General features: G+C 70.3%; 15 protein-coding genes and 3 pseudogenes. 5 read left to right on the top strand and 13 right to left on the bottom strand.

Translation table 11 applies throughout. The annotated features are described in order from the left end of the window. Positions 1-85: 85 nt before the first annotated feature. The 4 genes from otsB (at position 86) to HK415_RS19980 (ending at position 4,780) form a co-directional block, all read left to right on the top strand. The gene (gene otsB / locus HK415_RS19995) at positions 86-826 is read left to right on the top strand and encodes a trehalose-phosphatase (RefSeq protein ID WP_171562302.1); all 741 of its coding nucleotides are present in this window, start codon (positions 86-88) and stop codon (positions 824-826) included. Continuing rightward, the gene (locus tag HK415_RS19990) at positions 823-2,625 is read left to right on the top strand and encodes a glycoside hydrolase family 15 protein (protein WP_171562294.1); all 1,803 of its coding nucleotides are present in this window, start codon (positions 823-825) and stop codon (positions 2,623-2,625) included. Before otsB ends, HK415_RS19990 begins: the two co-directional genes overlap by 4 nt. A 10-nt stretch (positions 2,626-2,635) precedes the next feature. Then, a complete protein-coding gene (gene otsA / locus HK415_RS19985; protein WP_171562292.1) occupies positions 2,636-4,039 on the top strand; it encodes an alpha,alpha-trehalose-phosphate synthase (UDP-forming) in 1,404 nt (467 codons plus the stop codon). Positions 4,040-4,246: 207 nt separating this feature from the next. Continuing rightward, positions 4,247-4,780, top strand: coding sequence for a fasciclin domain-containing protein (locus HK415_RS19980; protein WP_373684661.1), 534 nt, complete (start codon positions 4,247-4,249; stop codon positions 4,778-4,780). Positions 4,781-4,784: 4 nt separating this feature from the next. Here HK415_RS19980 and HK415_RS25610 read toward each other — a convergent pair whose 3' ends face one another. The 4 genes from HK415_RS25610 to HK415_RS19970 are packed head-to-tail and all read right to left on the bottom strand — an operon-like array spanning position 4,785 to position 6,857. After that, positions 4,785-5,582 (bottom strand): OPT/YSL family transporter, encoded by a 798-nt coding sequence (locus HK415_RS25610; protein WP_253262338.1) that lies wholly within the window; start codon positions 5,580-5,582, stop codon positions 4,785-4,787. Further along, positions 5,498-6,154, bottom strand: a complete 657-nt coding sequence (locus HK415_RS25605) for a hypothetical protein (protein ID WP_253261965.1) — start codon at positions 6,152-6,154, stop codon at positions 5,498-5,500. Before HK415_RS25605 ends, HK415_RS25610 begins: the two co-directional genes overlap by 85 nt. Continuing rightward, a complete protein-coding gene (locus HK415_RS25600) occupies positions 6,049-6,513 on the bottom strand; it encodes a hypothetical protein (protein WP_253261964.1) in 465 nt (154 codons plus the stop codon). Before HK415_RS25600 ends, HK415_RS25605 begins: the two co-directional genes overlap by 106 nt. 38 nt (positions 6,514-6,551) lie before the next feature. Then, a complete protein-coding gene (locus HK415_RS19970; RefSeq protein WP_171562288.1) occupies positions 6,552-6,857 on the bottom strand; it encodes a hypothetical protein in 306 nt (101 codons plus the stop codon). Positions 6,858-7,108: 251 nt separating this feature from the next. Between HK415_RS19970 and HK415_RS19965 the strand changes: the two genes are divergently transcribed. Then, positions 7,109-7,738, top strand: coding sequence for a hypothetical protein (locus tag HK415_RS19965; protein WP_171562287.1), 630 nt, complete (start codon positions 7,109-7,111; stop codon positions 7,736-7,738). A 419-nt stretch (positions 7,739-8,157) separates the two neighbouring features. Here the strand turns inward: HK415_RS19965 and HK415_RS19960 are convergent, their stop codons facing one another. The 9 genes and pseudogenes from HK415_RS19960 to HK415_RS19935 form a co-directional block, all read right to left on the bottom strand. Continuing rightward, complete coding sequence (locus HK415_RS19960) at positions 8,158-8,604, bottom strand: SCO family protein (RefSeq protein WP_216370075.1); 447 nt, start codon at positions 8,602-8,604, stop codon at positions 8,158-8,160. Between the two features lie 40 nt (positions 8,605-8,644). After that, positions 8,645-10,120 (bottom strand): multicopper oxidase domain-containing protein, encoded by a 1,476-nt coding sequence (locus HK415_RS19955; protein WP_256373119.1) that lies wholly within the window; start codon positions 10,118-10,120, stop codon positions 8,645-8,647. 19 nt (positions 10,121-10,139) lie between these two features. Beyond that, entirely contained in the window at positions 10,140-10,565 is a 426-nt protein-coding gene (locus HK415_RS25595) for a hypothetical protein (protein WP_253261962.1), read from the bottom strand. Between the two features lie 354 nt (positions 10,566-10,919). Further along, complete coding sequence (locus HK415_RS24090; protein WP_309246768.1) at positions 10,920-11,036, bottom strand: hypothetical protein; 117 nt, start codon at positions 11,034-11,036, stop codon at positions 10,920-10,922. Further along, positions 11,033-11,479: an AAA-type ATPase lid domain-containing protein gene (locus HK415_RS27480; RefSeq protein WP_444965410.1), complete on the bottom strand. Its 447-nt coding sequence runs from the start codon at positions 11,477-11,479 to the stop codon at positions 11,033-11,035. Before HK415_RS27480 ends, HK415_RS24090 begins: the two co-directional genes overlap by 4 nt. Next, positions 11,465-11,779: pseudogene (locus tag HK415_RS27475) on the bottom strand (sigma-54 factor interaction domain-containing protein); the annotation flags it as partial. The gene HK415_RS27480 and the pseudogene HK415_RS27475, both read right to left, overlap by 15 nt. Before the next feature lie 311 nt (positions 11,780-12,090). Next, a pseudogene (locus HK415_RS25585) lies at positions 12,091-12,369 on the bottom strand (response regulator); the annotation flags it as partial. A gap of 25 nt (positions 12,370-12,394) precedes the next feature. Next, a pseudogene (locus HK415_RS25580) lies at positions 12,395-13,129 on the bottom strand (sensor histidine kinase); the annotation flags it as partial. Positions 13,130-14,016: 887 nt separating this feature from the next. Then, positions 14,017-15,027, bottom strand: a complete 1,011-nt coding sequence (locus HK415_RS19935; RefSeq protein ID WP_171562276.1) for a fumarylacetoacetate hydrolase family protein — start codon at positions 15,025-15,027, stop codon at positions 14,017-14,019. Positions 15,028-15,051: the final 24 nt, after the last annotated feature.

Genomic DNA, 15,051 nt, shown 5'->3' with positions numbered 1-15,051 from the left:
TTGCCCAGCCGTAGGCAGGCTCCTACACGGGCCGGTGTCCGGACGGTCTGGCGATGAGGGGCCACCTTTGCTACGGTGATGCCGCATGACGCTCGTGGAGATCCTCTATCCCTCCTGCGCCCTGTTCCTGGATTTCGACGGGACCATGGTGGACATCGCACCGCAGCCGCACGCGGTGCACGTGCCCGAACCGCTGCTCGTGGTGCTGGAAGACCTCCATGACTACCTGCAGGGCGCGGTCGCGGTGATCTCCGGCCGGCCCATCGTGCAGATCGACGATTTCCTCAGCCCGCTGCAGATGGCCGTGGCCGGCGTGCACGGCGCCGAGCGCCGTGGCGCCGACGGCCAGATCCACCTGCTTGACACCCACCCGCTCGACCAGGTCGAGGCGGCGGCCCGCGCGCTGGCCGCCGAGCACACCGGGCTGCTGGTCGAGAACAAGCGCGGCTCGCTGGCGCTGCACTACCGGCAGCGGCCCGAACTCGAGGCGCTGTGCCTGCGCGCCATGCAGGAAGCGGTGGACGCGTCCCCGGGTCTCACCCTGCAGCGCGGGAAGATGGTGGCCGAGGCCAAGCCCGGTGGCTCGAGCAAGGGCCGCGCGATCGAATCCTTCCTGGCGGAGCCGCCCTTCGCCGGCCGCACGCCGGTGTTCATCGGCGACGACTGCACCGACGAGGTCGGCTTCTCCACGGTGCAGCGCCTCGGCGGCCTCGGCATCAAGGTGGGCGAGGGCGCGACGGCGGCCTGGCAGCGCATCCCCGATCCCACGGCCCTGCGGCTCGAACTGGAAGCGGCCCTGGCCGCGCGCCTGACGAAAACCGGATGAACGACAAGATGAACCCCACACCCTCCACCCTGCAGGTCGGCATGATCGGCAACTGCGCCTACAGCGCGTTGATCGACCGCCAGGCCCGCATCGTCTGGTGCTGCCTGCCGCGCTTCGACGGCGACCCCGTCTTCAACGCGATCCTGGATCCCAGCGAGAACGGCAGCCTCTGGGCCTTCGAGCTGGAGGACTACGACCGCAGCGAGCAGTTCTACGAGCCCAACACCGCCGTGCTGCGCACGCGCATGTACGACCGCAAGGGCCAGGGCATCGAGGTCACGGACCTGGCGCCGCGCTTCTGGAGCCGCGGCCGCACGTTCCGGCCGCTGACCATGGTGCGGCGGGTGAAGGTGCTCTCCGGCTCGCCGCGCATGCGCGTGCTGCTGCGCCCGCGCTTCGACTGGGGCCGCGCCAAGCCCAGCGTCACGCAGGGCAGCACGCACATCCGCTACGTGGCCGGCAACAGCACCGTGCGCATCAACACCGACGCGCCGATCTCCTACGTGCTGGCGGAAACCTTCTTCGTGGTCGACCGGCCGATGAACTTCATCATGGGCCCGGACGAGACCCTCAGCAGCGGCATCGAGGAGACGGCGCGCCTGTTCGAGCAGGAGACGGTGGCCTACTGGAAGCAGTGGACGCGCGCGCTGTCGCTGCCGCTGGAGTGGCAGGAGGCCGTGATCCGCGCGGCCATCACGCTGAAGCTCTCGCTGTTCGAGGACACCGGTGCGATCGTCGCCGCCATGACCACCAGCATCCCGGAGGCGCCGGGCAGCGGCCGCAACTGGGACTACCGCTACTGCTGGCTGCGCGACGCCTTCTTCGTGGTGCGCGCGCTCAATTCGATCTCCGAAGTGGCGACCATGGAGGAGTACCTGCGCTGGCTGATGAACGTGGTGATCCGCTCCGGCGGCGGCCACATCCAGCCTCTGTACGGCATCGGCCAGGAGGAGAAGCTGCCGGAGTTCATCCTGGACCACCTGCCCGGCTACCGCGGCATGGGGCCGGTGCGCGTGGGCAACCAGGCGCAGGAGCACTTCCAGCACGACGTGTACGGCAACATCCTGCTGGGGGCGGCCCAGGCCTTTCACGACCACCGCCTCCTCAAGCGCGCGGGCCGCGCGGAGTTCGCGCACATGGAAGCGGTGGGCGAGCAGGCCTTCAAGATCTACGACACGCCCGACGCCGGCATGTGGGAGCTGCGCACCCGCGCGCGCGTGCACACCTCCTCGGCCCTCATGAGCTGGGCGGCCTGCGACCGGCTGGCCAAGATCGCGGCGGCACTGGGCCTGCCGGATCGCATCCGCTACTGGCGTGAACGCGCCGACGAGATCCGCGCGCGCATCCTCAAGGAGTCCTGGAGCGAGGAGCGCCAGGCCTTCGCGGAGAGCTTCGGCGGGCGCGACCTCGACGCCAGCGCGCTGCTGATGGCGGAAGTCAACATGATCGACCCGAACGACGCGCGCTTCATCGCCACCGTCGATGCGCTGGAGAAGTCGCTGTGCGACGGTCCCTACATGCGGCGCTACGAGGCGGCCGACGACTTCGGCAAGCCCGAGACCGCGTTCAACATCTGCACCTTCTGGCGCATCGACGCACTGGCGCGCATCGGCCGCAAGGCGCAGGCGCGCGAGATCTTCGAGGTGATGCTCAAGAGCCGCAACCACGTGGGCCTGCTGTCGGAGGATACGCATCCGGTTACCGGTGAAATGTGGGGCAACTTCCCTCAGACCTACTCGATGGTCGGTACGATCAACGCCGCCGTCCGCCTGTCCGCGCCCTGGGACACGGTGATCTGAAGGAGCCTGCTTGAGCCGCCTGGTCGTCGTCTCCAACCGCATCGCGGACCCGCGCAAGACCGCGGCCGGCGGCCTCGCGGTTGCGCTGGCCGAGGTCTTGAACAACACCGGCGGGGTGTGGTTCGGATGGAGCGGCAAGATCGTCGACCACAGCGAGATCGACGAGGTCCACGTCGAGCAGGCCGGCCCGGTGAAGCTGGTGATGGTGGACCTGTCGCAGGCGGATCACGACGCGTTCTACCTGGGCTACTCCAACGGCGTGCTGTGGCCGGTGTTCCATTACCGGCTCGACCTCGCGGACTTCGACGCGGGCTACATCAGCGGCTACCGGCGCGTGAACCAGCTGTTCGCGCGCAAGCTGCTGCCCTTCCTGCGCTCCGACGACATCATCTGGGTGCACGACTACCACCTGATCCCGCTGGCCGCGGAACTGCGCGCGCTGGGCTGCAAGCAGCGCATCGGCTTCTTCCTGCACATCCCGCTGCCGCCGCCGCTGATCCTGGCTGCCATCCCCGGCCACGACTGGCTGATCCGCGCCCTCTTCGCCTATGACCTGGTCGGCTTCCAGAGTCGCACCGACCTGGAACACTTCGCGCGCTACGTCGAAAGCGAGGCGCACGCGCAGCCGCTGGACGACAACCGCTGGCGCGCCTTCGGCCGCACCGTGCACGCCGGCGCCTACCCGATCGGAATCGACGTCGAGGAATTCACCGGCCTGGCCCACGGGCCGGAGGCGCTGGAGATGTACGAGCGCATGAAGCGCGAGTACTCGCGGCGCAAGCTGCTGGTCGGCGTGGACCGGCTCGATTATTCGAAGGGCCTGCCGCAGCGCATGCGCGCCTTCCGCGAGTTCCTCACCAAGAACCCGGACCTGCGTTCCAGCGCGACGCTGATCCAGATCGCCTCACCCAGCCGCGAGAACGTCAGCGCCTACACGGACATCCTGCACGAGCTGGAAAGCCTGTGCGGCTCCATCAACGGCAACTTCGGCGACCTGGACTGGATGCCGGTGCGCTACATCCACCGCACCGTGGCGCGGGCGCGCCTGCCCGGCCTATACCGCGCCAGTCGGGTCGCGCTGGTCACGCCGCTGCGCGACGGCATGAACCTGGTCGCCAAGGAGTTCCTTGCGGCGCAGGAAGCGGAAGACCCGGGCGTGCTGGTGCTCTCGCGCTTCGCCGGCGCGGCCGAACAGCTGAAGGAAGCGCTGCTGGTGAATCCCTACGACACCGAAGGCACGGCCACCGCCATCCAGCTGGCGCTGCAGATGCCGGTGGAGGAGCGGCGCCACCGCCACCAGGCCCTCATGCGCACCGTGCGCGAGTACGACGTGCACTGGTGGTGCGACACCTTCCTGGCCGCATTGGCCGAGGCCAAGGCGGAGGAAAAGGGCACCTCCTGGCTGCGCCTGTAACGCGGCGACACGTTTTCTCCTGAATCCGGCGGCGCATCCGCCGCGTATTGGGGGAGTGGGCCGGCCATCCTGCCGGCCCCGCTTCTTGGACCACAGGAGATTCCTTCCATGCACCGTCATCTCATCGCGGCCTGCGCCGCATCGCTGCTTGCCGCCACCACCACTGCCGCCCTCGCCGAAGGCTATGGCCGCGGCGTGGCCATCGACATGAACGCTTCCGTGGCGGGCACCAACGCCGCCATCATGGGCGCATCCGGCGCCACCAAGACGGTGGGCGGCGCGGCCATGTACCCGACCAGGGACATCATCGACAACGCGGTGAACTCGCGCGACCACACCACGCTGGTGGCCGCCGTGAAGGCCGCCGGCCTGGTCGACACGCTCAAGGGCAGCGGCCCGTTCACGGTGTTCGCGCCGACCAACAGCGCGTTCTCCATGCTGCCGGCCGGCACGGTCGACACGCTGCTCAAGCCGGAGAACAAGGGCACGCTCACGCAGGTGCTGACCTACCACGTGGTGCCGGGGCGCGTCGATGCGGCGGCGCTGGCGCAGCAGATCCAGGCGGGCGGCGGCAAGGCCATGCTCAAGACGGCCAGCGGCGGCACGCTCACGGCCACCCTGCGCGGCAAGGACGTCGTGATCGTGGACGCGAAGGGCAACATGTCGGTCGTGACCACCGCGGACGTCTACCAGTCCAACGGCGTGATCCACGTCGTGGACAAGGTGCTGCTGCCGGGCTGATCCCTCAGAGCACGGCCGCGAGCAGCCCGGTGATGCCGATCGCGAGCGCCGCCAGCGCGTCGCCCGCGATCAGCCCGCCGCCGAACAGCGAGGTGCCGCTCATGTCCTCGGGCAGGTCGGCACGTTGGGGCGTGCGCGCCTCGACCAGGCTGGACACCACGCCGCCGGCGCCCAGCCACAGCGAGGTCGGCAGGTTGACGAAGCCGCCGAAGGACAGCGCATAGGGCGAGGGCAGCAGCATCGCATCGACGATGAAGCGGCGCGGCTTGAGCCACTTGCGCGCCAGCTCGATCGCGAAGCCGATCGCCACGCCGACGACGATCGCCGTGCGCTGGTACGGCTTGTCGTCGGTGAGGCTGCGCAGCACGCCCACGAACTTGTAGGTCATGGCCGAACTCCACTCGGCCGGCTGCTGCCCCGCCTTCATCGCCGTCTGGTCCAGCAGCAGCACCGGATAGGCCGCCATGAACAGGCGCGCGAACACCACGGCGAGCACCGCGCCCACCAGGATGCCCAGCACCTGGTAGCGGAACTGCAGCACGCGCGGCGTGCCCAGGCGCCAGCCGGTGGACCGGTCCTGCTGCATGTCGCAGGCCACGCTGGTGGAGACCAGCAGGATCGCGCCGGCCATCAGGCCGACACCGGCATCGGCCAGCCCCATCATGGCCATCACCACCACCGACACCACGAAGGCCGAGGAGATCGGATTGGAGTCGCTCACGCCCACCGAGATGCCGTTGACCAGCGCGAACAGGAACACCAGCGCCACGGCGAGCGCGAGGAACAGCAGCGGCTGCCGCAGCAGCAGGTGGCCGGTGGCCAGCGTCGCGGCGCCCCAGGCCAGCACCCACAGCCAGAGGCGCCCGCGGTGCACGCGGCGCCAGTCGTCCGCATCCGGCGGTGCGTCTTCCGCGAAGCGGCGCGGCGCGCGCCCGGCAAGGCGCGCCAGAAGATCAGCCCCAGGTCCACGGCCGCCGCGCCCATGATGGTGCCCAGCGCCAGCAGGAAGGTGATCTTGCGGAACGGGTCGCCGGGTTCCAGCCAGCCGATGGACACGAAGAAGGGCTGCGTCGCCCAGCCGATCAGGCCGCCGATGACGGCGGGCACGCCGATGCGCGCGCCCACCACCATGCCGGCGCCGAAGGTGGAGGCGGAAAATTCGACCGCGCCGAGGACGGCGACGCGCGAGGCCGCCAGGCCCGTCAGCAGGCCGGTCGCGGCGCCGCCACCGAGCTGCCGGATCGAGCGTTTCAGCAGCGCCGTGTCGGTCAGCGCGCGCAGGATGTTGGCGACCGCCAGGCCGGAGGGAAACGCGAGCCGCAGCCGGTCCACCAGCACCGGCGTGTACAGCATGCCGACGCCGACGCCGAACATGCCGATGCAGACGAAGTAGGCGACCAGCGCCAGGCGGGCGGCTGCGGCAGCCCCATCCACACCATGGCCTGCACCAGCACGCCCATGCCGCTCATGCTGGCGACCGAAGCCGCCGCCGTCTGGATGTAGTTCGCGCCGTGCTTGCCCTGCACGCCGTAGCCGGCCGTGACCGCGGAGCCGAGCAGGCCCGCGAGCACCTGGCCGCCGACGAAGAAGCCGAGCGAGAAATTCATGTAGGCCGCAGTGACTCCGGCCAGAGGGCCGAGCACCAGCATGCCGGTGGCGGCGAGCAGGAAGTGGTAAGTCCAGCTGCCCTCGGCGGGCAACCAGCGCCAGCGTTTGGAGGTTGGAGGCTGCACCCCCGCAGTATGGCGGCCGGCGCGGCAGCCGGCGCCGGCTAAGGCGCAGAGCGCTGCGCCGAGGGCGCAAGTCCTCCCGACCGCGGTTCGAACCGCACCAGGTACCCGGCCTTGGACGCGAACCGCTGCCCCGCGCCGAGCGCCAGGCCCGGATACAGGCCGGTCGCGGACCAGCGCTCGAGATTCGACTCCAGCTTCTCGACCAGGTACTCCCGCCCGAGATGGGGCTGCGCGTCCTGCAGGCCCGTCCGCAGGGCCGTGCACGCCAGGTGGGCGTCCGCCTGGATGCGCTCGTTCGCCGGAGCAAGGCCCTGCTCGCGCAGCCAGCCCCGCAACTGCTGCATGCGCGCCGAGCGCGCCTGCGGCAGCTCGAAGGATAGGCCACCAGGGCGCCTGCTTTCCAGGCGGCCGGCAAGGGCAGATCGTCACCGCCCGCCAGCGTTGCCGAGACGTAGACCTGCGCCGCCGGCGCGGCACCCGCATCCAGGCGCCCCAGGTCCTGCGGTCGCAGCCACAGCACCAGCGCATCGCCTGCGGCCATGTCGTGCGGCAGGGCGATCGGCCCCTGGCCTTCGTCCGCGAGCATGACGCTCCAGTGGCCGACCGTGGGCGGCAGGCCGGCCCGCAGCGCTTGCGCCGCCCTGCTCGCGGCGCGGTCGGCGGCACGCAGGACCTGCAGCACCCGCCCGCCCGCGGGCGCGCCGGCCAGGTGCTCGGCGACCAAGGCGGCCTCCAGCAGGACGCCGCGGCTCAGGTAGAGCGAATAGAAGTCCGCCGGCCGGTCCACCGGCGCTTCCAGGTGCGGGAACAGGCAGGGCAGCTTCGCTCTTTCGCAGAAGCCATGGACCGGCGACCAGTCCGCCGCCCCGAGCCCGCCGACCAGCGCGAACACCGGTTGCCGTTCGGCGTGCCGGGCCAGCTGCGCATCCCACTGCGCCTCCGGCCCGTGAAGTTCCCAGACGTGCAGCCGCCACGGCCGCTGCGCGCTCATGCTCATTTCCACCGCGAGCTTGCGCCGGGCGCCCTTCGGCTGCGCGCCGGCGCCCGGTTCGGCGAGGCAGGCCTGCAGCACGTCGACCATCGCCCGCCTGCCCTGCTGCGTCGCACCCGGGGCGATGACGGTGGCCACGTGGATCGCGCCGTTGTCCGGCAAGGCGCCGCCCGGCCGGGCCTGCTCGCCCAGGTAGTGCAGCAGCGCCCGACCTCCTCCGGCCGCAGCGCGTAGCGGGGCATCAGGTAATCCAGCGTGCGCCCGGCCGGGTCGATCCCGGCAGTGAGCGCGCGCAGCAGCGAGGCTTCCGTGTACGGCGGTCGGCCGGCGCCGGTGGCGGAGGGCCCCGTGCCGGGCGCCATCGCCTGCAGCAGCGACCCGGCCGTGATCGCGGGCATGTAGCTGCGCCCCTCGGTGCCGCCGAGGGCGCTGCGCCGGTGGCAACTCACGCAGGCCGCCTCCGCCGGGGCCAGCACGGGGCCGCCCCTGCGCCGCGCCACCACCGGCGTTCCGTCGCTGCGCCGCCCCTGGAGGTAGAGCGTCTCGCCCAGGGCCAGGTCGGCCCCGGCCGAAGGCGCCGCAGCCACGGCGAACCAGCACAGTAGAACGACGGTGGCGCGGCGCCAGGTCGCACGCATCCCGGCTCTTCCTTCTCAGCGCGGTACGACCAGCCGGCGGTATTCCACCAGGAGTTCGTCCGGCGTGATGAAGCCCTCCAGCCGCACCCAGGGCTGGCCGGGCGCCGCCCGCAGGAAGGTCACCGGCCGGTGGTGCATCTTGCCTCCGAACCAGGCCTGGAAGGCCCTCTGCAGGCTCGCGCTGGCCTCCGCGCTGCCGGTGTAGAACTCCCACTGGGGGCCCGGCTCGAAGTGCGCCGCGTACTCGGCGAGCCGCCGGGGCGTGTCCTGCTCCGGATCGATCGAGATGGACACCATGTGCACCCGCTCGCGGTCCGGCCCCAGGCGCCGCTGGAACTCCGCAAAGCTGTGGCTCAGGACCGGGCAGATGGCCGTGCACGACGTGTAGATGAAGTTCAGCGCCACCGGGCGGCCGTCGTCGAGGGCCTGCGGGAATGCGGTCCTGGATCCGTCCGAGCGCACGAGGTGCAGGTCGGGCAGGCGGTACCGCGCGAGCTTGCGCTCAGCGGCCGGCGCGGGCTCGGCGCCAGCGTGGGTGTGCCCGCCGTGGCCGGGGTGGGGCGGCTGGGTGGCGCCCGCCGGGAGCGGCGCCGCCGCGAGGCAGCAGGCCGCCCAGCACGCGGCCGCCTGCGCGCAGATCGAGTGAATCGGCATGATGCCTCCGAAGGAAGGAAGGGGTTCGCATGGAGCCCTCCGGTGCGCGTGAGCTGCGGCGCCTCAGCGCCCGGGGGAGCTGGCCCACGAAGTAGGGCCGCATCATCTGGTGGTCCTCGTGCGAGAGGATGTGGCAGTGGTAGACGTACTCGCCCGGGCGCGTGAACCTGGCCGCCACGCGGGTCACCTCGCCCGGGAACATCTTGGCGGTGTCCTTCTTCCCGGCCTCCTCCCGGGAGGGCGGGCGCGCCTTGCCCAGCAGATTGATGCTCGCCTCGTCCAGCACGCCGCCTTCCGAGCCATCGCTGTTGGTCTTGGGCGTGATGGTGCCCTTGAACTTCTGCCGGCCGAGGATGCGGAAGTCGACCAGGTGCATGTGGATCGGGTGCGCGTCGGCGCTGCTGTTGTAGAACTCCCAGACCTCGGTGTCGCCCAGCTGCGGGTTCTCGGTGATCGGGTCCGTGAACACCAGCGTGCCGTTCAGCGCCGGCCGGCTGGAGTCGACGATGCCGGCCATGGTCTGCAGCCGGCCGCGGGCGTCGGTGCCCTCGAACAGGAGGATCTTGCGCGTGCGGATGGCACGCGTGATCGCAGGGACCGGGCCGGACAGGGGCCGCAGGTTGGACGGCAGCGGCCGGTCCGGCACGCGGGACAGCGGCTGGTTCACGCGGAAGGCCATCACCTGGCCCGCGGTGGCGGCATCGACCGGATCGCCGTCCGGGTAGGGGGCCGCCGCGCTGTTGCCGATCACGATGGTCTGGCCCTCCATCCGGGCGAAATCCAGGATGATGTCCGCGCGCTCGCCGGGCGCGAGGCTCAGGACCTGCAGTTCCACCGGCGCGTTCAGCAAGCCGAGGTCGGAGCCGATCTGGATGAAGGGCATGCGGTTCGACAGGCTCATGTCGTACACCCGCGAGTCCGAGCCGTTCAGCACCCGGAAGCGGTACTTGCGCGGCTCCACTTCCAGCAGCGGCCAGGCGACCCCGTTGACGAGCACCACGTCGCCGAAGTTCTCCGGCAGGTGGGTCGGGTTGGGCAGCCCGGGGGCGGCCGGGTCCTGGTGGGCGTAAAACAGCTCGCCGTCGGCGAGGAAGCTGCGGTCCTGGATCAGCAGCGCCACCTCGTAGGGTGGCTTGGGCAGGCTCAGGGCTTCCTCGTTGGCGTCGCGGATGAAGTAGTTGCCCGCCAGGCCCATGTAGACGTTCAGGCGGGTCAGGCCGGCGGTGTGGTCGTGGTACCAGAGCTGCGCCGCTTCCTGACGGTTGTCGAAGGTGTAGACGGGGTGAACAGCCGGCCGCGGATGTCGTTGCCCGGGGTCGCCCAGGCATCCGGCAGGCCGTCGCTCAGGAAATGGGTGTCGCCGCCGTGCTGATGCGCGACCAGCGGCACCGGCCCGGTATAGGGTCGGTTGGGGGATTGCCGCCGTTGAGGGGATCGGCCCAGTGGATGGTCTGGTCCACGGGCACGGCAGGCGGATACGTGACGCCATACAGCTCGTTGGAGAAGCGGACCTTCACCGGCTGTCCCTGGCGCAGGTCGAAGGAGTAGCCCGGGCAGATCGCGGGCTGCAGCGCCGTCCCGTAGCCCCAGGCCCGGTGGCGCAGCCGCTTTCCGCTGGCCGGGTCGATCAGGCCGGCGTCGTGCCGGATCTGCTTGACGTGGATGTCGAACAGCGGCATCCCGGTGGCGGGGTCGATCCCGGTGGGCCGGAAGACACGGTCCGGCGCGAGCGGGTTGGGCAGTGGGTTGCTGAAACGCGGCTGCTTCATCGGGTCCAGCAACGGCGCCGACTGCGCCCTGGCCCCCGGGGCAGCAGCGCCGCGGGCCACAGCATCCCGGCACCGGTTCCTCCGGCGAAACCGAGAAAGTGTCTCCTTGCAAGCATGGGCATCTCCTGTGCGGAAACAGCGCGAAACTGCGCCGGCCCGGACAAGAGCAGGATCCGTACCCCGATCGCGTGCGCGGGCGCACGGGCTGCCGGCGCTGGCAAGTGCGGCCCGTGCCAGGCCGGTGACCGCCCGCGCCAGCGGGCCGGCTTCCCCAGCTTCGGGGGTGATTCCCCGTTCGTGGGGGCCTGCCGGCGCCCCCGGCCCCCGATGCATCGAGGCCCGCGGGCGTCCGCCCTACATGCCCCGCAGCTCGCCGCCGGATTCCTCCGGCGGGCGCGACAGGCCCAGCTTCTCGATGCGGTAGCGCATCATGTCGCGCGACAGGCCCAGCAGCCGCGCCGATTTCGTCACGTTCCATCCGGTGCGCTCCAAGGTGCCGACGACGGCCGTGCGATCCTCGTCCTGCAGCGCCACCGGATTCCGCGGCGAAGCCGCGGCGGCCACCCTGCTCCTGGCGTCCTGCGCTCCGCCTGCGGACGGCGCGGGCGCCAGGCCGGTGCACAGGGCCAGCTGGCACACGGGGTCACCAGGTCGCCCTGCGCCAGCAGCACGGTCTGCTGCAGCATGTTGCGCAGCTCGCGCACGTTGCCCGGCCAGAAGTATTGCGCCAGGGCGCGTTCGGCCTCTTCGCTGAAGCGCAGGGCCGGTTTGCCGCAGCGCCGACCGTGCGCGGCGAGGAAGTGCTGCGCCAGCAGCAGGATGTCGCCGCCGCGGGCGCGCAGGGCGGGCACGACGATGGAAACGATGCGCAGGCGGAAGAACAGGTCGCTGCGGAAACGGCCCTCCCGCACCATGGCCTCGAGGTCGCGGTTGGTCGCGCTGACGATGCGCAGGTTGACCTTGCGCTCCTTCACTGCGCCGATCCGCCGGATGGTCTTCTCCTCCAGCAACTTCAGCAGCTTGGCCTGCAGCGGCGGTTCGATCTCGCCGATCTCGTCCAGGAACAGGGTCCCGCCGTCGGCCGCCTCGACCAGGCCGGTGCGGCGTTCCTTCGCGTCGGTGAACGCGCCCTTTTCATGCCCGAACAGCTCCGACTCCAGCAGGTCCGAGGGGATCGAGGCGCAGTTGATCTCCACGAACGGTCCCCGGCTGCGGGCGCCGTCGAAATGCAGCGAGCGTGCGACCAGCTCCTTGCCCGTGCCGGTCTCCCCGTGATCAGGACGGTCGGCAGGTCGCCATCGTCGATGCGGCGCTCGGCCTCCAGCAGGCGGGCGAGGGTCGCCTTGAGCTCTTTCATGGCGGGGGACTCGCCGATCAGCGAGGCCACCCCGGCACCATGGGCCTGGCGCTCCTGGTGGAACTGCAGGGCCTGTTCCATGCGTGCCGTGCCGATCGCGCGTTCGAGCAACAAGTGCAGCTCCGCCAGCACCACGGGCTTGACCACGTAGTCGCAGGCCCCGGCCTTCATGGCCTGCACGGCCGTCTGCGCGCTGTCGTCGCCGGTCATGACGATGCACTTCAGCTTGGGGTCCGACTCCCGCAGCTTCTGCATCATCTCGATCCCGCACATCCGCGGCAGGCGCTGGTCGGTCACCACGGCGTCCGGGTGCAAGGCGTCCCACGCGGCCAGCGCCTCCTCCGCGCTGCCGCAAGTCTGGACCTCCCAGCCGTTGCGGGCGAGATAGGCCGCGATGCTGCTCGCCTGGATCGCGTCGTGCTCGACCACCAGAATGGACCGGTTCATGTCGTCTCCTGGCTTCGAAAATGCAGGCGCACCCGCGTGCCGGCGTTCTCCACGCTCGACAGCGTGACCGACCCCCGAATCGCTCCATGGCGCGCCGCAGCATGGGCAGACCGACACCCAGGCCGTTCGGCTTGCTCGTGTGGAACGGCCGGAAGGCCGATGCCAGCTGCTGCGCCGACATGCCCACGCCCGTGTCGCTGATGGTGAGGTCCACGCCGGACCGGTCACCGGTCTCGCGCAGCTCGATCCTCATCTCGCCGCCGGCAGCCATGGCCTCCAGGGCGTTCGAGATGACGCTGTGGATCGCCTGCCGCGCCAGCGCGGTATTGCCTCGCGCCAGGACGCGGCGGACGTCCTCTCGTTCCCAGACGACGCGGATGCCGAGGCGCTCGAAGGTGGGTCCGAACGAGGCCAGCACGCTGTGCAGGACAGCCTGCAGGTCCACCGGTTCCGTCTCACCGCTGAGCGGCCGCGAGTACAGCAGCAGCTCGCGGATCCATTGCGACAGGAAATCCACCTGGGTGATGATGTCCTGGGCATTCTTGCGCACCAGGATGTCCTCGCTGCACAGCGCCAGCTCCGCGCTGTTGCGCATGCCGGACAGCGGGTTGCGCAGGCTGTGGGCGAGCGCGGTCGCCAGCTCGCCGGCGAACAGCTGTGACTCCGCGTCGACCAACTGCCGCTGCTGCTGTCGCACCAGGCGGCTGCCCCGCCGGACGATGGCGAAGAAGGCCACGTACACCAGGATGCCGCCCGCCATCGTCGTGGCCCATACCAGGACCTGCCCCGCGCGGATCGCGGCCATCGTCCCGCCGGGCTCCTTGTAGACCTCCACCACGGCCACCACCTGGCCGCGCCCGTCCCGCAGCGGCACGTAGTTCTCGACGAAGAACTCCTTGGGAGGCATGCGGAACTGCGTGTCATGCCGGACGGAGATCTCGTGGCTGTAGAAATGCCGCGCCACATCCACGAGCCCGCCGAAGGCTTCGTCCAGTTCGCTGTCGTCGGTCGAAAAGGTGCCGACCAGATTCTTGCTGGTGGACCAGATGATCATGCGGTCGCGTGCGTACACGTTGGTCAGCAGCGCGTCCGGAATGAGCTCCAGGTGCTTGAAGACCTCGCTGCGGGCACGAGCCACCGCGTCGGCCTCCATGCCCGGGAGCGCGACCCGGGCATCCAGATAGGGCAGCACGCTGAAGCCGCCGATCCCCGCCGACTCCACGAGGATGCTGTTCTGCAGGAATTGCGCGGTCAGCAGTGCATCCCGGCGCAGCATCTGCTCGGCCACGAAATGCGAAATCAGCGCTCCCGTGGCGGCAGCCAAGGGAAGCAGCGCCAACAGGCTGGCGATGGAGAACCAGCGCAGAAGGTCGAACGGCCTAGCGCTTGCGGCATCCGGCCGCGCCGCGCTGCGGCGCCACCAGCCTGCGTGGAAGGCCGGGCTCCCTTCGGAACCGAGCCTGCCGAGGTAGCCGGATGGCTCCATGGAATCCCTCCTGCCAGGAGTCGGGCGCCGGCGGGCGCGCGCTCCGCGTCGAGGTGATATTTAGCAGATTGGCAAGGGACTTGCAATCAGTCACACGGGGCAAGGCCGATGCCGGGCCACGGCCAACTCGGCAGCAAGGGTCGGCGCCCGACGGCCCCGCATCACGCGGGCCCGACGACCTTCTGCTCGATCACCCCGAACACGCTCTGCCCGTCCTTGCCCTTCATCTCGATGCGGATCGTGTCGCCGAAGCGCATGAACTCGGTGGAGGGCTTGCCGTCCTGGAGGGTCTCGATCGCGCGCTTCTCGGCGATGCAGCTGTAGCCCTTGGGCCACTCGGTCTTGCCGCCGGCGCCCTCCACGCCCTTGTTGCTGACCGTGCCGGAGCCGACGATGGAGCCGGCGCGCACGTTGCGCGTCTTGCAGATGTGCGCGATCAGCTGGCCGAAGTGGAAGGTCATGTCGGGGCCGGCCTCGCACATGCCGACCTTGCGGCCGTTCCAGCTGCTTTGCAGCACCAGGTGGATGCGCCCGCCGTCCCAGGCCTCGCCCAGTTCGTCCGGCGTCACGGCCACCGGGCCGAAGGCGGTCGCCGGCTTGCTCTGGAAGAAGCCGAAGCCCTTGGCCAGCTCGTTGGGGATCAGGTTGCGCAGGCTCCAGTCGTTGGCGATCATGACCAGCCGCACGCCGTCGAGGGCCTGGTCGGGCGACGCGCCCATGGGCACGTCGCCGGTGACCACTGCCACTTCCGCCTCGAAGTCGATGCCCCAATCCTCGCTGAGGAACTTCGCATCCTCGGTCGGGCCCAGGAAGTCGTCGCTGCCGCCCTGGTACATCAGCGGGTCCTCGTAAAAGCTTTTCGGCACTTCGGCATTGCGCGCCGCGCGCACCAGCTCCACGTGGTTGATGTAGGCGGAGCCGTCGGCCCACTGGTAGGCGCGCGGCAGCGGCGCCATGCACTGCCGCGGGTCGAAGGGGAAGGCATGGCGCGCCTTGCCGTTGTTCAGCGTCTCGTACAGGTCCTGCAATTGCGGGGCGAGGAAGTTCCAGTCGTCCAGCACCTGCTGCAGCCGGCCGGCGATGCCGGTCGCATAATGCGCCGACTGCAGGTCGCGCGACACCACCACCAGTTGCCCGTCGCGCGAGCCGTCCCTGTACGTTGCCAATTTCATCGATGGACCCCGGAATCCGGATGC

This window comes from Ramlibacter montanisoli (assembly GCF_013087525.1).
Classification (GTDB): Bacteria; Pseudomonadota; Gammaproteobacteria; order Burkholderiales; family Burkholderiaceae_C; genus Ramlibacter; species Ramlibacter montanisoli.
This window is presented reverse-complemented; position numbering and strand designations above follow the sequence as displayed.

Bases quoted from the DNA above. Each gene is read 5' to 3' on its own strand.
- HK415_RS19970 (WP_171562288.1), bottom strand. From the start codon at position 6,857: ATGCAGCAGTTGCGGGGCTGGCTGCGCGAGCAGGGCCTTGCTCCGGCG.
- HK415_RS19980 (WP_373684661.1), top strand. From the start codon at position 4,247: ATGAACGCTTCCGTGGCGGGCACCAACGCCGCCATCATGGGCGCATCC.
- HK415_RS25595 (WP_253261962.1), bottom strand. From the start codon at position 10,565: ATGAAGCAGCCGCGTTTCAGCAACCCACTGCCCAACCCGCTCGCGCCG.
- HK415_RS27480 (WP_444965410.1), bottom strand. From the start codon at position 11,479: ATGGTGCGGGAGGGCCGTTTCCGCAGCGACCTGTTCTTCCGCCTGCGC.
- HK415_RS19935 (WP_171562276.1), bottom strand. From the start codon at position 15,027: ATGAAATTGGCAACGTACAGGGACGGCTCGCGCGACGGGCAACTGGTG.
- otsB (WP_171562302.1), top strand. From the start codon at position 86: ATGACGCTCGTGGAGATCCTCTATCCCTCCTGCGCCCTGTTCCTGGAT.
- HK415_RS19990 (WP_171562294.1), top strand. From the start codon at position 823: ATGAACGACAAGATGAACCCCACACCCTCCACCCTGCAGGTCGGCATG.
- HK415_RS25605 (WP_253261965.1), bottom strand. From the start codon at position 6,154: ATGTTCGGCGTCGGCGTCGGCATGCTGTACACGCCGGTGCTGGTGGAC.